Genomic DNA, 19,275 nt, shown 5'->3' with positions numbered 1-19,275 from the left:
GTACGCCAAGAAACAGATCTATGGCTGAGGGACTATAATTTCGTTCGCCCGCATGTCTCTTTAGGTGGTATGAGCCCAGTAGATTATAGAATGAAAAAACAGAACACCCTTCTTGGGCTGAGTGTAGCGTAGCGGAACGAAGCCCAAGAAGGGTTAAAAACATAATCAAAGTAGACAGATTATGTATATTTTTAAACTGTACTAAAAATGGGAAGCCGACAGGATACTCTTGAGGAAAATCAGGATTTATTGCTAGGAAAGCTTTCGCTCACTATGCTAATGATGAATCTAAATGTCTTAAATAGAAACGAATTAAAGCTGTTATTTGATAATGACTCTGATTTTAATCAAGTACTAAAGTACCCGATAATAAGAAAAGAGGATAAAGATATCGACTTTATTCATAATTTATTTCAAGAAAATTATTGTGCTAAATATCTATCAACACTAGCGTTCGAGGAAATCAAAAAATGTATTACATACGCTCCTGAATTTGAAAAGATAAAACCCAAATGGACAAATACTATTGCATCAATTTTTAATATAATTGATGAGTCGTTCCCACTATTTAGTAACCTGCTACACTTTATTTTAGAATCTGAGCCTTCTTTATTGGTAAGGTTTGAATATGATAAGATTGATTTAGACATCCGTCTGAGTGTTTTTAAGACAATTATGAAGGATAACAATCGATATTATCAAACATTCAACTTTTCAGAATTAATTCTCTTTGCTGGTATTAAAGAAAATCCAGATGTAATAAAATATATCCTAAGTAATATCAATTCTCAAGATTTGAAGCTTACTCGTGATTTAATTTATTTCTTGAGATACGCTGATCCTCAAGATCCATTTAAGCTTAAAATGGACATTTTAGAAACACTTAAGTATACTCTTAGCTCGGATGACTTTGATGATGATATTCATGAAGAGGCTCTCAGATGTATTTCAACACTTAATTTAAATTCTATTGATTTAATAAGCTGGCTATTTGAGTTCAAACCTTCGTTCTCAAAGCAAAATATTTTAAGTATCGTATTTAAGCTTATTACAAATTTGTGAGAAGTGGATAGGTATCTAGACTTTTTTCTAGATAAAATACCTATTTGTAATGAAAAATTAATAAAAAATGGAGCTATACAAATGACTAGATGTATGGATAATTTTTATGATGGAATTGCTACTTCAAAAAGCCTCAATTCCATCATAAAAATATTAAATAGAATTCTGAATATACCAGAAATTGAAAGTAATAGTCATGATAAAATTTTCTGTATCAATCATTTAGAGAATGATTTTGCTAATCCGTTGGTGAGTTTGATGATATTGGCATACAATGAAGATTCTTCTTGTTTGCCTGAAATCCTCAATGTAATGTCAAAAATATCTTCCAGATTCTATGGGATGACAACTTTTGAAAAATATAAACCATTTTTTGAAACTACCAAATCAACAACAGAGGCATTCTGGTATTACTGGGATAATAAGCACAAAAGAAATTTTGATTGGAGTATTAGAGAACGTATGAGTTACTGGCTTGATGAATCGATGATTCTCCAATGGATAAATAAATACCAATCTAATTATTTCAATGATGATGATGTTATTAAGTTTTATCATGAATTATCTTCTTTTCCTGAAAAACAGTCATATTTTACTCATAATATTAATGAGTTTACTAATGCATTAGAAGTATATTTTGCAAATAGACCAGCCTATCCAAGGGAAGACTATACAGCTGAGTATAACGATTTAGACTTAGTTCTTGACAGGAATGAATTCAACAAAGTTCTCTGTGAAATTTGTGAAGGTGTTGATTCGGTTACTATAGACGCAATTAAATTGCACAGAGGAAAAGTAGGAAATAAATATCATTTTCCTTATGATTTCATTTTTGAAGTATTGGAAAATAATCCAGAAATTGAAAGAGAAGGCCTATGTAATTACTTTACTGATGAAAATCTATGGAATCTGTATGTGATAGAGTTTTTACTTCCTAAACTCCAAAATAACCCTAAACTCCTTTCTTCAAATCATTTAGATTTTCTTACATCATGGTGCCGAAATAGATTACCATATTTAGATTTCATGAGTGCCCTTTCAGGAAAAAAGGAGAGTGTTAATTTTCGATATGAGGAATATTATTTTAGCCAAATATTCCTTTTTATAGATATTGAACTTGCTGATAATATATTACTCAATTTATTATCTATGGATATGTCCAGAGTTGATGATTTTGAAATAAAATCTGAACATGGTACTATCACAATTTCGGAAAAGATTCTGTCATTAGTTCAAGATAAAGAGCTCATCAAAAAAAGGGTACTAGATAACCTACAAAATGAAAATACTGCTTCAGTAGTAATACTTTCGCATATTGCTATATGTAAAGCCTTAAAAATAAGGGACGCCAAGAGACATTTCATAAGGTTTCTTCGGGAGGATTCCTTATTTCCTTATGAGCTTAAGAGAATGGTTGAGCTATTCCTTGAGTTTAATGGAGATATCAGAGATATGGACTTTATTATAAATAATTTTGATTGCAATAACGAGGCCCATTGGTTTGTTATAGAGAAGCTTTCATCTATTAAAAACTATCAAAAAAGGATTAATCCATTAGTTATCAGGTACTCCACAGTTGAATATGATGATGAAGTTCAAAAGAAAGCAATGAATCAGCTCATTAGAAATTCTCAATCTGATGGATTACTAAAGCTTCTTCAATATTGTGAGGAGCACTATTACGATAGTATCAGCCATTATGATTGGGCTCCATCAATAAGTAAAATGCCTTTCAATGACGAAATGATTCTAACACTTGAAAAGTTCATCATTTTAATTGTTAGAAAAATCAAAGAAGATCCGAATAACATTCGGGGTGAGGTCAGTGAACTGATATTTACTGTTTTAAAATCGTTCTCTATTTCTGTCAATAGCGCTTTTGAAAAATTACAGACTATGCTATTGAAATATTTAGACATCAACAATCTAGATATGTACAATTTTAATTCTAAAATAAAGGATTTTGAGCGTCACTACTATTACAATAAAAAGGATATTTCGACGGTTCAGGAGGCGCTTAGTTTTATCAGAAGTATTCACGCTGATTTCTAATGGAATTGGCTATTCGGTGTAGAGATACTAGTGAAGATCTAGGTCTTCACTAGTATTTGTTTGATAAAGCTAATTTGTTTTTCATTTTAAATAACTAATTAGCCTTTCTTATGAAGAAGTAACTGCTTTTAGAGCTAACATTGGCCAAGTTCATTTTTGATAATGATATACAATCTAAATTTGGGAGCAATTGCAGCTGTAATATGTATGAACTATAAAGGCATTCAAATCGGTTCAATAATCTTGATTATCTAATTTATCAACTTAGGCTTGTAATTAATTGAAAATTAGCATTCATCAAGCAATTTTATATTATTAGTTACACTAACTTGTACAAAAAGGGCATTTGGGTAAGATCAATTGCTATATTTTATCTTTTAGTAATAGCTCTCCTTTTACCAACCATGCAAATCCAAAAGCAATTAAAGCAATAAATTCTTGCCAAAAGAGATGTTCATTTCCCCAGAAACTAACAATTACAATCCATCCAAAACACACTAACATAGTGATCCCACAAATAGTATAAATTTTGTTTCTTAATTTCTTTTGTTTAGAAATCAATTTTCCTTTACTAGTTCTAGTAAAAAAATACAGTAACAGGATTGCCAATGTTAAAAAAAATAAGCAAGCAGAAGCCAAATGAATATAATGTGATACAATTTTAGGTATTATTCCGCTACAATCTCCCCACTGTCCCTTTTCAACTCCGTCCGTAGGGAAATATGCTACACCTAATGCCCCTAAGGCAGTAAGATTAGTTAACTGGTTATCTTTTTCTTTTTCATAGCCTCTATAAGAATATAAAAAAACGGCTAAAGCAGTTAAAACTCCAACAAAAACGTCTCCTAAGTTGGAATAATAATAGTGACTAATTGATTGTCTGATTGAAGATTCACAATACAATGTACTTTCTAAAAGCATGGCTATTGGCAATAAAATTCCTAGCCAACCTATTAATTGTCGAATCTTTACATAAGAAATAAGCTTTACTTTTGCATCCATAGTTTTGAAGTATAGTTAATTCTAAAAATGAAAAAAACAAAATATTTCAAGAGTAGTTATTTAACAGTAACCTATCATGAATTGTATATTCCGATGAGGAATGGAAACTATGTTTTATAATCCCAACCATTTCCATCTTTCAATTTATAATCTACAAATATGTGTAAAATTCAAGACACACTTGGCATTATAAACTCAGAGGAGAACTTTTGTTGCACCAAATTTTCTACTTGATTCAGCATCTTACCGAGATTATTTATTTCAAAAGATACTCCTAAATCTTCTAAAGCATTTTGAGTCCTGTAGCCTATATGACCATCGATATTACCTATTTCTTTACCAAGTCTAATTATACAAGATTGAATATTTGCTTGAATTTGATTTCCTCCAAAAGCATCAACTTTCTCACCAATCGAAAGAATAGCACTTGCCGCTGCAGCTTTATATGGCTTAAAATTCGTTCCTTTTCCTTCATCATAATACTGGAAAACAATTTGATGACTTCCACGACAATCAAAATGCCATGCTTCTGACTTTGATGTATCTGGCTCATCTATGATAGGATATACTCCGTACTTTTTTGCAATGTTCCAAAAATCTGCTAAAGATATTTTAATAGCATTCAAATCCAAATCAAAAGCACGACCAGCCTCATGAAAGCTTCCTCCTGGAGCGGGACTGTATGCTTTTTTCTTTCCTGAAATATAATCGTAGTGCGATTGTGCTTGCATATCATAACTCCTGAAAAGATCTGATAAAATCAATTTACCTCCTTTTTTAGAAAGATCTGAAGCAATTTTAAATATTGCAGAGTAAGTATCGGGAGTACATTTTGCCATTCTACTTGGTAATGGCTGCAAATAACCTGAGCTATTTTTATAAATGGAAATGATATCAATCGGAATTAAGGGAGTTTTCATTTTATATAAGTTAAAATGGTTTAAAAATTAAAAGAGGTTAAATTTGAACTCAATATTATTTAAGTAATAGCAAGCAACTTAAAGTTTTCACTCTGTATGTTAGCAGCGTAAGCGTTGTATAAAACTTTCAGCTTTTTATACTCCTCTGAATCAGGGCTAAGAGGGTCTAGTTGTTTTTTTAACTTGTCTGCTTTCATTTTATAGGTAAAATCATTGTAAAGCTGCATCGCTTCCAGCAAGGTATTTGTAGCATCTCCTGTATTTCCAGAAGAACCATAAAATTTCTTGAGAAGTGTAGCTGATGCAATTGTTGGAGAAAAGGCTTCTAAATCTCTTCTCACTGCTCCGTTCAAAATTACAATCATATAAGGAGCTCTTCCCTTATACTCCTCGTTGGTATTTTTATTAATTAATCTTAATTGTGGACTTTGGTTCTTGAAAAGTGCTACTTGAAGCTCTGCAAATTCATCTTTATCTTTTTCATTATAAATAATGAATTCTCTAGGTTCTGTTGGTGGGATTATTGGCGAGTCAAATTCTATTGGAATAGTTCCTGATAAATGAGGACGACCAGAAAACAAACTATCTCCTAATTTAGAACCTATATTGACCAATTGTGATCCTCCTAATAGGTAAGGGGCGGCAGGAAGAAATACGGGTATGCCAGCAGCTGATGAAAGTAACCCAGAAATTGTCTCAAATAAACTATTATCAAAGTTATCAAACATTAGTTCAAACGAAACAACTGTACTCTCAGCATCCATGGCAGGAGAGTAGAAAACAGTTTTTGTCCCATCTTCGAAAGCGGAAAACTCTAAGTAATCATTTTCATTTACCTTTTCAGACTTTATATTAACTGCTCTAGAAGTTCCTTGAAAAGTTTGTGAGTTTTTTACTCCACTAACAACAACTGCGTCTTTTCGCCCACCTAAAAATTTTTTGTACTCACCTGTATATACGGTAGCAATTTCGATACTAAGTGGTTTGCCTATGCCTATTTCCTGAAAATTTGATCTTAACTCATGTTGTAGAGATTCTAAGGTATTCACCGCAATGGAGACATCCATAAACTCCATATTTCTTTCTGAATCATTCAAATTCTCTATACTTCGTAGAGATGATAATTCTCCACTGAACTTTTTTGCAAAGAGTTCATCTGGACTAATTAGTGATGTTCCAATAACGTTAAATGTAGCCATTTTTGAGTGTTGTTTAGTAATTTTTGAATTAAATATGTAAAATAGAATTGAGAGATTTCTTCGTAAACAAAATACTTTGGTAAGTACCAGTATAAAATTTACCTATTTTAAAAATTACATTTTACAAAACGATTCCAATGAATTGTTATAGGACAGACTATTTTAATTTATGTTATCTAAGAGTTAACATCATCTGCTCTAGAGGAGTCAATATTCAAGCCCTTCCCAAGTATAAACCCTGAAATACCACTCAATATGGCAGATAACTCTCTACCTTCTAGAATACCCAGAATTCCAAACAAGATTGTTGAGATTATCATAGCAAAAAGTGCTATAAACTGTAGCCCATTTCCATTCAAGAAATGATTTCATATTTCTTTTGTCGATTTTTTATATAAAAACAGAAATGAGATTACAATGAGTACCAAAATGATGATAGCATAATAAAGAGATATCGTTTTCTTATAATCTTGATTACCTCTTTCTACATAGTAAATATTTTGGATAGCCTTTGTTGCCTCAAATTTGTCTTTAGCAATATTTTCAAGACTTAAGGTCAATTCCGCTTTTCGAGTAATATTCTTTAGCCAAATTTGAACATTTTGAAGGGAATTTTTGACATAGTATTTTTTTTGATGAGTTCTTGTACTATCGATATACACTCCATATGTTACTTCACAAATTTCAGCTATTTCATCATTTACTTCGGACTGGGAATATGGATCTTTATGATTCTTACTAATGATAAACTCCTCAAGTTTTTTCTTATACTGCTTGTATAAGACACTATCTGAGAGGGTTGAGAGAGGTATCATATAGTACTTTTCAATTTGGTCAAGATCTAATCTCAGTTTAGAATATTCTGTATCTTTAGTTTCAAGAAAATCCCTTAGCCTTGCAAGATTATTTCGATCTTCTTTGTCAGAGAATTTAATTTCAAACTGCTGTAGAATCACGTTGTTTCCAATCTGTGATTTACTCATAATTGGGGAGTGTAATATAAAAACTATGAAAATCCACTTATGAAAGTAATTACGCTGAATAGAATTTTTCATATTAAAACTTGAGTTTTGAGGTTATCTTCGATATAATTTTGATGAAATAATAGTGTCTCTAAGAATAGATTTTCTTTGAAGAAGCAACAAATAATAAGAGCAATAGAATACAACGGAAACGCAAAATATATGATTTAAAAGTAGTATTAAATCATTTCAATTCTCAAACTTTCTTCGATTAAATACTCATTTATTTATTTTTCGGTAAATGGCTGTATTGCAGTATCTTAATTAGAACATAAGGTCTTCCAATAAGATTGTTTTACTAGGGTTAGTGTCTTTCATCATAATTTGAAAGTTTGTAGCTTTATTCTATCTCAACAAAATTTCACACAGCACTCTCTCTATACCAATATTTACCCGTAATTTTGACCTTAATACCATCTAAATTGAGGAGTACAAATTATGAGTGAAGACCAAAAAAAAGTATTAGAACAACAACTCTGGAATATCGCTAATACCCTCCGTGGGAAAATGAATGCTGATGAGTTCAGAGACTACATCCTAGGTTTTATTTTCTACAAATACCTAAGTGAGAAAATGGAGATTTTTGCCAACGATATTCTCCAACAAGACCAAATCACTTTCAAACAGCTTTGTGCTGACTTCGACAACAAAGAAGAATACCTTGAGGCTGTTCAAGAAGAGGCGTTAGAGAAATTAGGGTATTTCCTCCGACCAGAAGAGTTATTTACTGAAATTGCAAAAAGAGGTAATAGTAATGCCTCAGAGGATGAAAATACTGAGATTGTTGCCGAAAACTTCATTTTGGAGGATTTACAAAAAATCCTTATGAATATCCAGTTGAGTACTATGGGCACCGAAAGCGAAGAGGATTTTGATAACCTTTTCGAGGATATGGACCTAAACAGTACCAAACTCGGAAAAACGCCTGAAGCTCGCAACGAGATTATTGCTAAAGTACTTTTCCATCTCGACAAAATCGACTTTAAAATCCAAGATACTGAACTCGATGTACTGGGCGATGCCTACGAATATTTGATTGGACAGTTTGCCAGTGGTGCAGGCAAAAAAGCTGGTGAGTTTTACACACCTCAAGAGGTGAGTAAAATCCTTGCCAAAATTGTAACTACAGGCAAAGAAAAATTACGCAGTGTTTATGACCCTACTTGTGGGTCGGGTTCATTGTTGTTGCGTGTAGCCAGAGAGGTAAAAGACGTTAATAACTTCTACGGTCAAGAAATGAACCGTACTACTTATAACTTGGCTCGTATGAACATGATTTTGCATGGTGTGCATTATCGTAAGTTTGATATAAAGCAGGACGACACCCTCGAAAACCCTCAGCATATCGATTTACGTTTTGAGGCTATCGTAGCGAACCCACCTTTCTTTGCGCAGTGGAGTGCTAGCCCTTTGCACATGAGCGACGAACGCTTTAGCCAATACGGCAAGCTGGCACCTAGTAGCAAGGCCGACTTCGCTTTTGTACAACACATGGTGTATCAATTGGCCGACAATGGTACTATGGCTTTGGTATTGCCTCATGGGGCTTTGTTTAGAGGGGGTGCTGAACACCAGATTAGAAAGTACCTGATTGAGAAAAATAATTATCTTGATGCAGTGATTGGTTTACCTGCCAACATCTTTTATGGTACCAGTATTCCTACGTGTATTTTAGTATTTAAAAAATGCCGTGAAAACCCTGACGATATTTTATTTATAGACGCCAGTAATGAATACGAAAAGGTAAAAACGCAAAATATATTGCGTGAGGAACATATCCAAAAAATAATAGATACCTATCATAGCCGTACCGAAATTGAGAAATATAGCCATAAAGCTACCCTTGAAGAAATTGTAACCAATGATTACAACCTCAATATCCCTCGCTATGTAGATACCTTTGAGGCTGAAGAAAGTATCGACATCAATGCCATTGCTCAAGAACTAAAAAAGCTTGATAGCGACATGACGAGTATTGATACTACCATTGCAGGATTTTGTAATGAACTAGGAATTGAAACTCCTTTTTAAAGATGGAAGCACAAACTATAGAATGGAAGGAAATATGGAAAGATGAATATCTCGCTTGGCTTTGTGGCTATGCAAACGCTAAAGGAGGTGTACTTGTAATCGGAAAAGACGATAAGGGAAACGTAAAACATGTTGAAAATGCCGAAAAACTTTTAGTAGACCTTCCTAATAAAATAAGAGATGTACTCGGAATCATAGTTGACATAGATATTAAGTACGAGAACGAAAAACAATATCTCGAAATAAGTGTTCCTGCTTACTCACATGGCATTAGTTATAAAGGCGATTTTCATTACCGAAGTGGTAGCACCAAACAAGTGCTTAAGGGGACAGCCTTAAGTAAATTTCTGCTTGAAAGAAGTGGGCAGGTATGGGATAAAGTGAAGATACCATCTACAGCAATAAATCAATTGGATGAGAAGTCTTTTGACTTATTTAGGACAAAAGCTAGTAAGACCACTCGCTTGAGCATTGACGATTTAAGTGTAGATAATCCAACCCTATTGGAAAAACTAAATTTAGTGTCTGATTCATCTTTAACGAGGGCAGCTATATTGCTATTTCATCCTAACCCAGAAAAAATAATAACAGGTGCTTTTATCAGAATTGGTTCTTTCAGTAATGGTAACGACATACTTTCGCATGATGAAATTTGCGGATCCTTATTTGTACAAATTGAAGATACAATCCAGACCTTGATTAGCAAGTACCTTAATTCAAACATTAGCTTCGAAGGAATCAGCCGAGTAGAGAAATATCCCTACCCAATGAGAGCTCTGAGAGAGGCAATAATTAACGCTATTGCTCACAAGGATTATGCTTGTTCGAATCCAATTTTGATAAAAGTTTACCCAAACAGTATATAGATTTTTAATGAAGGTTCATTACCTAAAGATTGGACTATGGAACAATTTCTAGGTAATCACCCTTCTATTCCTCCAAATCCTACCATTGCTCAAACCCTGTATAGAGCAGGTTACATCGAAGCTTGGGGAACAGGAATATCTACTATTTTAAAAGAATGTAATAATAATAATTTACCACTTCCTTCTTTTGATATAAGTTTTGGAGGGCTTACCGTCATACTCAAACAACAGCCTATCAAAGAAAAACCTAGCTCTTTACATATTTTACTTTCTCATTACTTTGATAGACTTAAAGATAATACTATTTCAGAGAAGAATATTGAGGACTTCGCTCCTTTAGCTAAAAAGCTAGAGGATAAGTCTTTATCTCTTATTTTAGCATTAGAAGATGGTGATTTGCTCAAACGAAAAGAAATGATGAATTTGATAGAACTAACTAATCAAACTTACAATGTAGATCGTTACTTAACTCCACTACTTGAACTGGGTCTTATTGCTCAGGTAATAAAGAGCCGCCCTAATAGCCCTAATCAACGCTATAGATTGACAGAGAAAGGGCTTAAGTTCAAGTATCTCTTAACGCAAATCACAACTAACTAACTAACTAACTAAGTGCTATCTAAAAAGATTGGATAAGGGTATAAATAGAATTATGGAAAAATTATTAAATACACCAGAGTTACGTTTTCCTGAGTTTGAGGGGGAATGGGAAAAAGACTTACTCAAGAGCTATACTTCACTTATCACAAAGGGGACAACACCTTTTTCTTTTTCTGAAAAAGGTATCAACTTTATCAAAATAGAATGCTTTGAAGAAAATCGTATTAATAAACATAAATGCCTATTTATTAATGAACAAGTTCACTTCAAAGAACTTAAACGTTCAATATTGAAGGAAAGTGATATATTATTTGCCATTGCTGGTGCCACAATCGGTAAAGCTAATATTGTAACAGCAGATATTTTGCCTGCAAATACTAATCAAGCCTTAGCAATTGTTCGTCTTATCAATTTAGAGCACTTAAATTTTATATTTCAAGTTCTGAAATCAGAAATCATGCAGAAATATATTAATGATAGTATTTCTGTAGGAGCACAACCAAATTTAAATTTAGAGCAGCTAGGAAATTTCCCATTTTATATACCAGGTTTTCCCGAACAACAAAAAATAGCTCAATTTCTAAGTTCAGTTGATGAAAAGATACAAGCCTTAAAGAAAAAGAAAAGCCTTTTGGAACAATACAAAAAAGGCATGATGCAAAAAATCTTTTCGCAAGAGCTAAGGTTTAAAGATGAAAATGGAAATGAGTTCCCTGAGTGGGAAGAGAAAACGTTGGGGGATATTGCAAGAAGAGTAACACGTAAAAATAAAATTGGAAATATAAATGTGTTGACAATTTCAGCACAACATGGATTAGTGAGCCAACTTGACTTTTTCAATAAATCTGTCTCTGCAAAAGACTTATCGGGTTATTATTTGTTGAATCAAGGTGAATTTGCTTATAATAAAAGCTATTCTAAAGGATATCCCATGGGAGCGATAAAGCAATTGAAAAAATATGATTCTGGGGTTGTGTCTACACTATACATATGTTTTTCGTTTATTGAAGAAATCGACCTTCAGTATATGGAGCACTTTTTTGAATCTGGTACTTTTAACCAAGAACTAGAAATTGTTGCGCAAGAAGGAGCACGTAATCACGGGTTGCTTAATATTGGTTTAGATGACTTTTTCAATTGTTATATCAAACTACCTTCACTTAACGAGCAAACTAAAATCGCTAATTTTCTCGATATACTTGATATAAAAATCGAACAAGTAAGTAACCAATTGGCTAAGATGGAGCAATGGAAAAAGGGCTTACTACAAAAGATGTTTGTGTAAAGTTTTGGTATTAGAAATGGTGAGTGGTATTTAATCATAAAGGTTAACAGTTTCTATTTAAATTGTCGTGACAGTGTTACGACAATCTAAATAGAAATCACCTCGCTCAGAATCAAATATTTAGGAGTTTAGGCTAAATAGTTATAATAATAAAAATATTATCAACTTGTAGGTTGACATTTTAAATAATCTAATATAAATTAGTACTTTAATTAAGAGATGAAGTTCAAATCTGGTGTATTATGAGTAGTAGAAGCGTAGTAAATACTCATCTGAACAAATGGAACCCAAAAATTATGATGAGTATCAACAAGTAAGTTTATGAAAATAGTTTCTATCGTAGAAGGCAAGTTACATTCATTTTTTTACAGCACAGAAGAATATAATGAATTTGACAGGTTAATGGATTTGTGGACGGATGTGAGCTACCTCTATGATTATGCTGAAAATAATCAGGTACAAGATATTAGTGCCTTTGTAAACGATATCCAAAAATATGCAGAACAGATACAAGACCTTTTGCTGGATTTAGAGGAAAATAATGATTCACTCAATTTGTATTTTGAACCCTTACAAAATTCAGAATATGCTAAAATATTATCTCTCCAAAAGGGTAAAATAAGAGGAAATCAACTCCGTTTATATGCTATCAAAATAGATGATGAATGCTTTGTAATTACGGGTGGGGCTATTAAAATGAGCCCAAAAATGCAGGATCACCCAGATACAGCCAACGAATTGCTAAAACTCAACACTGCAAAATCGTATTTACATCAAAATGATGTAATAGACGAAAGTTCATTCTATGAACTTATTAGTGAATCCATATGACAAATAAAGAAAAATTTCTAAGCTTGGTTTCAGATGAAAAAACTACTACCCTTGCTAAAAACAAGGAGCGTATCAGAAACCGAGAAATGTTGAGAGAGTCTCAACGAGTTGCCTTAAAAGTATTAGAAAGACTTAGGCAAATGAATTGGAGCCAAAAAGATTTGGCTTTGGCAATGGAAGTCAGTCCACAACAAGTGTCAAAGATTGTTAGTGGCAAAGAAAATCTAACAATTGAAACACAAGTCAAATTACAATCAATTCTTGATATTCCGATTTTGGCAAGCTACTACGAAAAAAAGCAAACGACAGAAGGCAATACATATAGTATTAAACGTGCAGATACAATACATGCTGAACCTTCTGAGTATGTATCTGAAGGGCCTGTAGAATCGAGAATAATGGTATTTAGAGAAAAATATTCTGAAGACTCCTATTGTATCGCTAACTAATGGAAAAAGAAAACCCTGCATTAAAATTTAAAATTCAAGGAATAAAAACAGAGCAATTTGCTACGTTTGATCATGCCTTTTCTCCTAGTGAATCTACAGAGTTAGAGACAGAACTACAATTCAAAATAGATTCCTCTAATAAACTTATTGGAGTATTTTTAGGAGTAGAGTTTATTCAAAATCAACAAGTATTTTTAAAGATAGTAGTAAGTTGTCATTTCAAGATTGAAGGAACTACTTGGGAAACTTTCCAAAAGAAAGAAGAAAAAATACTGACAATCCCAAGAAGCTTTACTGCTCATCTAGCGATGATCACAACGGGAACAACAAGAGGTATTCTATTCAATAAGACAGAAACAACTATTTATTCAAGCTACATCATACCTACTTTGAATGTAGATGAAATGATTCCAGAGGACATTACTTTTTCGATACAATAATAAGATTATCTATTACAAAATAACCTCCCATGCCTCACGAAGAAGCAACCTTGGGAGGTTTTCTCTTTTTAGGCTGAATCAGTAAAAGAATTATTTTGTATCTTTAAAAATCTGAAAACCTATACACACCGCCCATTAATGAGTAAGCAACCCGAATCAGTTCTTGAAACACAACTAATTGAAAAACTACAAAAGGTTGGCTACCAATATGTGCCTATTAGCAACGAAACCGAGTTAATCGCCAATCTTAAATCTCAGTTAGAAAAACATAACAATACTACCTTTTCAAAGACAGAGTTTGACCGTATACTGAATATTCTTAATAAAGGAAATGTATTCGAAAAAGCCAAAACCCTACGTGAACGCCAGCACATTGTAAGAGACAATGGTGATAACGTCTATTTTGAATTTATCAAAACAGATTTCTGGTGTCAGAATCTCTTTCAAGTAACCAACCAAGTAAGCTAAGAAGGAAAATACAAAAATCGTTATGATGTAACGATACTTATCAATGGTTTGCCCTTGGTTCAGATAGAACTAAAACGTAGAGGTTTAGAGCTCAAAGAAGCCTTTAATCAAACCAATCGTTACCAACGACATTCGTATGGTGCAGGCAATGCACTCTTTCAATATATCCAACTCTTTGTTATCAGTAATGGTGTCAATACCAAATACTACTCAAACAACCGAGGACAATCCTTTAAGCAGACATTTTACTGGACAGACTTTCAAAATAAACGTCTGACAAATATTCTCAACGGATTTACAGATTCGTTTTTAGAGCCATGTCATTTGTCAAAAATGATATGTAAATACATCGTCCTCAACGAAACTAAAAAAATCCCAATGGTATTGCGTCCATACCAATACTATGCCGTTGAAGCACTGATTGAAAGGGTTAAAAATAGTACTCCAAATGGTCCACATAAAAATGGATATATTTGGCATACCACAGGTTCAGGAAAAACCTTGACTAGTTTCAAAGCAAGTCAAATACTTATGGAATTACCTCAGGTACACAAGGTCGTATTTGTGGTAGATCGAAAAGACCTTGATTATCAAACCATCAAAGAATTTAATAGCTTTCAGGAAGGTAGTATAGACGGCACCGACAATACGGGCAATCTTGTAAAGCAATTTACGGATACCTATAAAAATAAGAAAGGCGAATTAAAGTCATCTAAACTTATTGTTACCACCATTCAAAAACTGAATACTGCTATCAGCAAGCTTAAGCATGAAAAGTCCATGACAAACTTGAAAGATAAGCGTATCGTATTCATTTTTGATGAATGCCACCGTAGTCAGTTTGGAGATATCCACAAGCGTATCAAGGCATATTTTACCAACATTCAAATGTTTGGCTTTACGGGTACACCTATCTTTGCCGATAACGCCACTAAGAACGAACACGGCAAACGAACAACTAAAGACCTTTTTGAAGATTGCCTACATAAATATGTAATCACAGATGCCATCAAGGACGAAAACGTATTGAAGTTTTCGGTAGAATACGTCGGGCGCTACAAACACAAAGAAGGTAGAGAAAGCAATGTCGATATTGAAGTAGAAGATATAGACACCCAAGAGCTCATGGAAGATGAACGACGACTAAACAAAATTGCCGATTATATCATTGCTCACCATGACCGCAAAACCCACAGTCGAGAATTTACAGGAATGTTTTGTGTAGATAGCGTCAAGAGTCTCATTAGATACTATGAGCTATTTAAGCAGAAAAAAGAAGAAGGGAAACATAACTTAAACATCGCTACCATCTTTAGCTATACAGCAAACGAAGATGATGCCGATGCCAACGGCATGTTACCTGACGAGTTTTCAGAAGAGAATACGGACAACACCAAACTTAATAGTGCTCAACTCCACAGCAGAGAAAAGCTAGATGAATTTATGGTAGATTATAACAAACTCTTTGGAACTAACTATAGTACCAAAGACAGTGAAAGTTTTTACAACTATTACAATGATATTTCTAAGAAAGTTAAAGATAAGAAAATAGATATCCTGCTGGTTGTAAATATGTTTCTTACGGGTTTTGATAGTCCTTCACTGAATACCCTATACGTAGACAAAAACCTCAAGTACCACGGACTAATTCAGGCATATTCACGCACCAACCGTATTTTGACAGAATTGAAGTCTCAAGGGAACGTGGTAGCATTCAGAAATCTCAAAAACCGTACAGACGAAGCCATTACACTATTTAGTAATAAAGATGCCATTGAGGTAATCATCATGCAACCGTACGAGGACTATACTACAAAGTTCAACGAGGCGTTTGAGAACCTCTCCAAATTAGCTCCGACGGTCGAAAGTGTAAATGACTTAGCAACCGAAGACGATGAATTAGCTTTTGTAAAAGCATTCAGGGAGCTAATGAGAATTAAAAATATCTTAGCTTCATTCTCTGACTTCAAATGGGACGACCTCCAAATGAATGAGCAGTTATTTGAGGACTATAAAAGTAAATATCTGGATTTGCATGATAAGGTTAAAAATGATAACGCAAAAGAGAAAGTATCCATCCTTGAAGATGTAGATTTTGAGCTAGAATTAATACACAGAGACGAAATAAATGTTGCGTATATCGTACAGCTATTAATTAAGTTGAAATCTAAAAACGGCAAAGACAGTTCAGCCGTCGAGCAAGAGATATTCAACTTGTTAGGTACAGAAACAACCCTAAGAAGTAAAAGAGAACTTATAGAAAAATTCATAAAAGAGAATTTACCAAGCATTCAGGATTCAGAAGATATCCAAGAAGCCTTTGAGAGTTATTGGAGCAAAGAGCAAAAAAACGCCTTTAACCAGATGGTGACAGAAGAGAAGCTATCACCCAACAAAACTGAAAAACTCATAGAAGACTTTCTTTTTGCTGAAAGAGAACCACTCCGTGACGAAGTACTAGACCTGTTAGAAGGTGAAAAACCAGAAGTGCTACAACGTAAAAGGTTAAGCGAAAGACTCCTAAAACGCATCATGGACTTTGTTGAGACCTTCATCAATGGTATGGTGGGGTAATCTATTTAGAATACAAACAATAATTTATAAACAACAAAACAATTCAAAATGGGATTTAACATTGCAGTCATAGCTAGCAATCATATCTATGACAACAAGATTGAGGAACTAGTGAAAAAATTGCACCTAAACCTATTGTTTTATTAAACCTCCAATTCGTTTACCTGCTAGAACTCTCTACTTAGGGTTAAAACATCAAAGGCCTATCAACTATGACAATATCGATTGAAATCCTAGAGCAATTATTTGACAGCTTTGTTGCATTAATCCAAAATGCCGACAAGCAACCTTTTACACACTTTTCAAGCTCACAATTCATTGATAATCAAGAAAACTACAAATATTCAGTTTACCATGAGGCAATAAAAAACCTAGGAAGTAAACTATGGAAGGAGGGGGATATTGGTACAGGGAAAATTAAGAAGAATGTTTCTTCGGCTATTCAAACTAAGGCCATTCACAACCACAGAAATGTAGACAACAATCTTTTATATTGGAGAGAAAAAGATAATTTCTCGAAGAGTAGTAATAACAAGGCTCTAGAGAGAATACTATTCGATTTTTATAAATATAAGGTAGATGACTCATTATCATTTCAATTGCTTGCTGAACAGAAACTAACTTACCAATTCATTGCATATCTCTTTTTTGTTAAAGATTCTCAAAAGTATTTGCCAATTTCACAAAGAAAGTTTGATGAGATATTTGAAGAAATTGGGATTAAAGACTTTAAAACGAGTAACAATATTTCATGGGAAAATTATAACACATTCCTAAGCATTATTAAAAACGTTCAATCTTACTTAAAAACAAAAGATTCAAATTGTACGCTTTTGGATGCCCATTCTTTTCTATGGATCTTAGGGAACCAAATGAAAACAGCTCAAGGCATTAATACTCAAGAAACTTCAGAGCCAACTTCATTACCAAGCCAAGTCATTCAATCTAAAGAGAATATTGAAAGTGTAATTCTTGAGGAAGATGATGAGTTATCATTTCCAGAAGGTAAAGAAATTTATCGCCTACATAAGTCTAAAGAAAGGAATACAGAATTAATCAAAACAGTAAAGCTAAATCGTTTACAAAAAGATAAAGACCTCTCATGTGAGGTTTGTAACTTTTCATTTAGCAAGCAATATGGGGAACTTGGAGAAGGGTTTATAGAAGCTCATCATTTGTTTCCTATTTCTCAACTGACGGAGGAAACCGAAACTAAAATTTCTGACATAGCCCTAGTATGTTCTAACTGCCATCGTATGCTACACCGCAAGCGACCGTGGATAACAGTGGAAGAACTTAAAAATATTTATAACTCGAAACTTTAGTTATTGAAAATAATCACCATTACAACCACAATATTGCTATGCCTAATATCAGCATCTCAAAGCAATCATTAATAGAGTCACTTAAGCGGCTTGTAGTTTTTCTTGATAAGAAATGGAGTAATAACACGCCAACTCCTGTAAGTGCATTACACTCATTGGCACCCAAAGTATTAAGAGGAAATGAAGAACTTGAGCGAGTTAAACCTTATCTCAATAGCCTAAAACAAGCTATAGAGACTCCTGATATTAATAATATTGCGCTTACTGGAGGTTATGGAAGTGGTAAAAGTACAATATTAAGGACATTCCAAGACTTGTATAAAACCCAATTTAATTTTCTGAATATATCCTTAGCCTCATTTAAAGATAATAAAGAGGTAAAAGAAAATGCAGACTTTGAGCGACGTCTAGAGGTTAGTATTCTTCAGCAAATGTTTTATCATGTTAAAGCTGATAGAATTCCCGATTCTCGTTTCAAAAGAATAACCAATCTAACCAACACCAAACTTGTTGTTTTTTCGCTTGGGCTTATTCTTTGGGGTATTTGCACCTTGATATTATTTCAATTTGATTATATCAATACTTTGAACCCCAAGAAATGGGATATTGATAGAGCTATAGACTGGATTGGTTTAGGCTCAATTACCATATTTTTTGGAGGATTAAGTTTTTTTGTCAAAAGTGTATACAGGTTACTCAAAAATTCAAAAATCAATAAACTAACCATTAAAGGAGAGTTAGAGCTTGCGGAGTCTGTTGAAGATAAGTCTGTATTCAATCAACATATTGAAGAGATTCTTTATTTCTTCGAAAGAACGAACTTTAATGTCCTCATCATAGAGGATCTAGACCGATTTGAAAGTACAGATATTTTTACAAAGCTTCGTGAAATCAATATTCTAATAAACAATTCTGAGACGATCACAAGGCCCATAAAATTTGTATATGCGATAAAAGATGAAATGTTTGTCGATAAAAATGAACGTGTAAAGTTTTTCGAATTTATTATTCCTGTTATTCCTTTTATAAACTGTCGGCTTCCCATTTTTAGTACAGTTTAAAAATATACATAATCTGTCTACTTTGATTATGTTTTTAACCCTTCTTGGGCTGAGTGTAGCGTAGCGGAACGAAGCCCAAGAAGGGTGT

At 33.4% G+C, this 19,275-nt stretch carries 17 protein-coding genes and 1 pseudogene; 13 read left to right on the top strand and 5 right to left on the bottom strand.

The features are described 5' to 3' along the window. The 3 genes from QM491_RS25590 to QM491_RS25120 form a co-directional block, all read left to right on the top strand. Window positions 1-132 (top strand): integrase core domain-containing protein (locus QM491_RS25590; RefSeq protein ID WP_374761273.1); only part of this gene is annotated, 132 nt, incomplete at its 5' end. A 75-nt stretch (window positions 133-207) separates the two neighbouring features. Beyond that, window positions 208-1,062 (top strand): hypothetical protein, encoded by an 855-nt coding sequence (locus QM491_RS25125; protein ID WP_283330334.1) that lies wholly within the window; start codon window positions 208-210, stop codon window positions 1,060-1,062. A 93-nt stretch (window positions 1,063-1,155) separates the two neighbouring features. After that, complete coding sequence (locus QM491_RS25120) at window positions 1,156-3,114, top strand: hypothetical protein (protein ID WP_283330333.1); 1,959 nt, start codon at window positions 1,156-1,158, stop codon at window positions 3,112-3,114. A gap of 363 nt (window positions 3,115-3,477) precedes the next feature. Here the strand turns inward: QM491_RS25120 and QM491_RS25115 are convergent, their stop codons facing one another. From QM491_RS25115 to QM491_RS25095, 5 genes are all read right to left on the bottom strand, one after another. Beyond that, window positions 3,478-4,116 (bottom strand): hypothetical protein, encoded by a 639-nt coding sequence (locus QM491_RS25115; protein ID WP_283330332.1) that lies wholly within the window; start codon window positions 4,114-4,116, stop codon window positions 3,478-3,480. A 170-nt stretch (window positions 4,117-4,286) separates the two neighbouring features. Beyond that, a complete protein-coding gene (locus QM491_RS25110) occupies window positions 4,287-5,036 on the bottom strand; it encodes a M15 family metallopeptidase domain-containing protein (RefSeq protein ID WP_283330331.1) in 750 nt (249 codons plus the stop codon). Window positions 5,037-5,095: 59 nt separating this feature from the next. Beyond that, complete coding sequence (locus QM491_RS25105; protein ID WP_283330330.1) at window positions 5,096-6,235, bottom strand: hypothetical protein; 1,140 nt, start codon at window positions 6,233-6,235, stop codon at window positions 5,096-5,098. Window positions 6,236-6,411: 176 nt separating this feature from the next. Continuing rightward, a complete protein-coding gene (locus tag QM491_RS25100) occupies window positions 6,412-6,555 on the bottom strand; it encodes a hypothetical protein (RefSeq protein WP_283330329.1) in 144 nt (47 codons plus the stop codon). Window positions 6,556-6,603: 48 nt separating this feature from the next. Continuing rightward, on the bottom strand, window positions 6,604-7,290 hold the full coding sequence (locus QM491_RS25095; protein WP_283330328.1) for a hypothetical protein: 687 nt from the start codon (window positions 7,288-7,290) through the stop codon (window positions 6,604-6,606). Window positions 7,291-7,695: 405 nt separating this feature from the next. Here QM491_RS25095 and QM491_RS25090 point away from each other — a divergent pair, with 405 nt between their 5' ends. The 10 genes and pseudogenes from QM491_RS25090 (at window position 7,696) to QM491_RS25045 (ending at window position 19,187) form a co-directional block, all read left to right on the top strand. Then, window positions 7,696-9,288, top strand: coding sequence for a type I restriction-modification system subunit M (locus QM491_RS25090; protein WP_283330326.1), 1,593 nt, complete (start codon window positions 7,696-7,698; stop codon window positions 9,286-9,288). A gap of 2 nt (window positions 9,289-9,290) precedes the next feature. Continuing rightward, on the top strand, window positions 9,291-10,154 hold the full coding sequence (locus QM491_RS25085) for an AlbA family DNA-binding domain-containing protein (RefSeq protein ID WP_283330325.1): 864 nt from the start codon (window positions 9,291-9,293) through the stop codon (window positions 10,152-10,154). After that, complete coding sequence (locus QM491_RS25080; RefSeq protein ID WP_283330335.1) at window positions 10,155-10,754, top strand: ATP-binding protein; 600 nt, start codon at window positions 10,155-10,157, stop codon at window positions 10,752-10,754. A 52-nt stretch (window positions 10,755-10,806) separates the two neighbouring features. Continuing rightward, a complete protein-coding gene (locus tag QM491_RS25075) occupies window positions 10,807-12,039 on the top strand; it encodes a restriction endonuclease subunit S (RefSeq protein WP_283330324.1) in 1,233 nt (410 codons plus the stop codon). Between the two features lie 321 nt (window positions 12,040-12,360). Further along, the gene (locus QM491_RS25070) at window positions 12,361-12,870 is read left to right on the top strand and encodes a hypothetical protein (RefSeq protein WP_283330322.1); all 510 of its coding nucleotides are present in this window, start codon (window positions 12,361-12,363) and stop codon (window positions 12,868-12,870) included. After that, on the top strand, window positions 12,867-13,319 hold the full coding sequence (locus tag QM491_RS25065; protein WP_283330320.1) for a helix-turn-helix transcriptional regulator: 453 nt from the start codon (window positions 12,867-12,869) through the stop codon (window positions 13,317-13,319). Before QM491_RS25070 ends, QM491_RS25065 begins: the two co-directional genes overlap by 4 nt. Next, complete coding sequence (locus QM491_RS25060; protein ID WP_283330319.1) at window positions 13,319-13,759, top strand: hypothetical protein; 441 nt, start codon at window positions 13,319-13,321, stop codon at window positions 13,757-13,759. The genes QM491_RS25065 and QM491_RS25060 overlap by 1 nt, the downstream gene beginning before the upstream one ends. 138 nt (window positions 13,760-13,897) lie before the next feature. Beyond that, window positions 13,898-16,801, top strand: a pseudogene (locus QM491_RS25055) (type I restriction endonuclease subunit R). 212 nt (window positions 16,802-17,013) lie between these two features. Then, window positions 17,014-18,126: an HNH endonuclease gene (locus QM491_RS25050; RefSeq protein WP_283330318.1), complete on the top strand. Its 1,113-nt coding sequence runs from the start codon at window positions 17,014-17,016 to the stop codon at window positions 18,124-18,126. Window positions 18,127-18,164: 38 nt separating this feature from the next. After that, window positions 18,165-19,187 carry a YobI family P-loop NTPase gene (locus tag QM491_RS25045; protein ID WP_283330317.1) on the top strand — a complete coding sequence of 341 codons (1,023 nt, stop codon included), beginning with the start codon at window positions 18,165-18,167 and terminating at the stop codon, window positions 19,185-19,187. The last annotated feature ends 88 nt before the right edge of the window (window positions 19,188-19,275 follow it).

This window comes from Flectobacillus longus (assembly GCF_030056705.1).
In the GTDB taxonomy this organism is placed as follows: Bacteria; Bacteroidota; Bacteroidia; order Cytophagales; family Spirosomataceae; genus Flectobacillus; species Flectobacillus longus.
Note: the sequence above shows the minus strand (reverse complement) of the source record. Positions and strands in the feature narration are given on the sequence as shown.

Bases quoted from the DNA above. Each gene is read 5' to 3' on its own strand.
- QM491_RS25060 (WP_283330319.1), top strand. From the start codon at position 13,319: ATGGAAAAAGAAAACCCTGCATTAAAATTTAAAATTCAAGGAATAAAA.
- QM491_RS25100 (WP_283330329.1), bottom strand. From the start codon at position 6,555: ATGATAATCTCAACAATCTTGTTTGGAATTCTGGGTATTCTAGAAGGT.
- QM491_RS25090 (WP_283330326.1), top strand. From the start codon at position 7,696: ATGAGTGAAGACCAAAAAAAAGTATTAGAACAACAACTCTGGAATATC.
- QM491_RS25115 (WP_283330332.1), bottom strand. From the start codon at position 4,116: ATGGATGCAAAAGTAAAGCTTATTTCTTATGTAAAGATTCGACAATTA.
- QM491_RS25065 (WP_283330320.1), top strand. From the start codon at position 12,867: ATGACAAATAAAGAAAAATTTCTAAGCTTGGTTTCAGATGAAAAAACT.
- QM491_RS25075 (WP_283330324.1), top strand. From the start codon at position 10,807: ATGGAAAAATTATTAAATACACCAGAGTTACGTTTTCCTGAGTTTGAG.
- QM491_RS25125 (WP_283330334.1), top strand. From the start codon at position 208: ATGGGAAGCCGACAGGATACTCTTGAGGAAAATCAGGATTTATTGCTA.
- QM491_RS25110 (WP_283330331.1), bottom strand. From the start codon at position 5,036: ATGAAAACTCCCTTAATTCCGATTGATATCATTTCCATTTATAAAAAT.
- QM491_RS25050 (WP_283330318.1), top strand. From the start codon at position 17,014: ATGACAATATCGATTGAAATCCTAGAGCAATTATTTGACAGCTTTGTT.
- QM491_RS25120 (WP_283330333.1), top strand. From the start codon at position 1,156: ATGGATAATTTTTATGATGGAATTGCTACTTCAAAAAGCCTCAATTCC.
- QM491_RS25070 (WP_283330322.1), top strand. From the start codon at position 12,361: ATGAAAATAGTTTCTATCGTAGAAGGCAAGTTACATTCATTTTTTTAC.
- QM491_RS25085 (WP_283330325.1), top strand. From the start codon at position 9,291: ATGGAAGCACAAACTATAGAATGGAAGGAAATATGGAAAGATGAATAT.
- QM491_RS25105 (WP_283330330.1), bottom strand. From the start codon at position 6,235: ATGGCTACATTTAACGTTATTGGAACATCACTAATTAGTCCAGATGAA.
- QM491_RS25095 (WP_283330328.1), bottom strand. From the start codon at position 7,290: ATGAAAAATTCTATTCAGCGTAATTACTTTCATAAGTGGATTTTCATA.
- QM491_RS25045 (WP_283330317.1), top strand. From the start codon at position 18,165: ATGCCTAATATCAGCATCTCAAAGCAATCATTAATAGAGTCACTTAAG.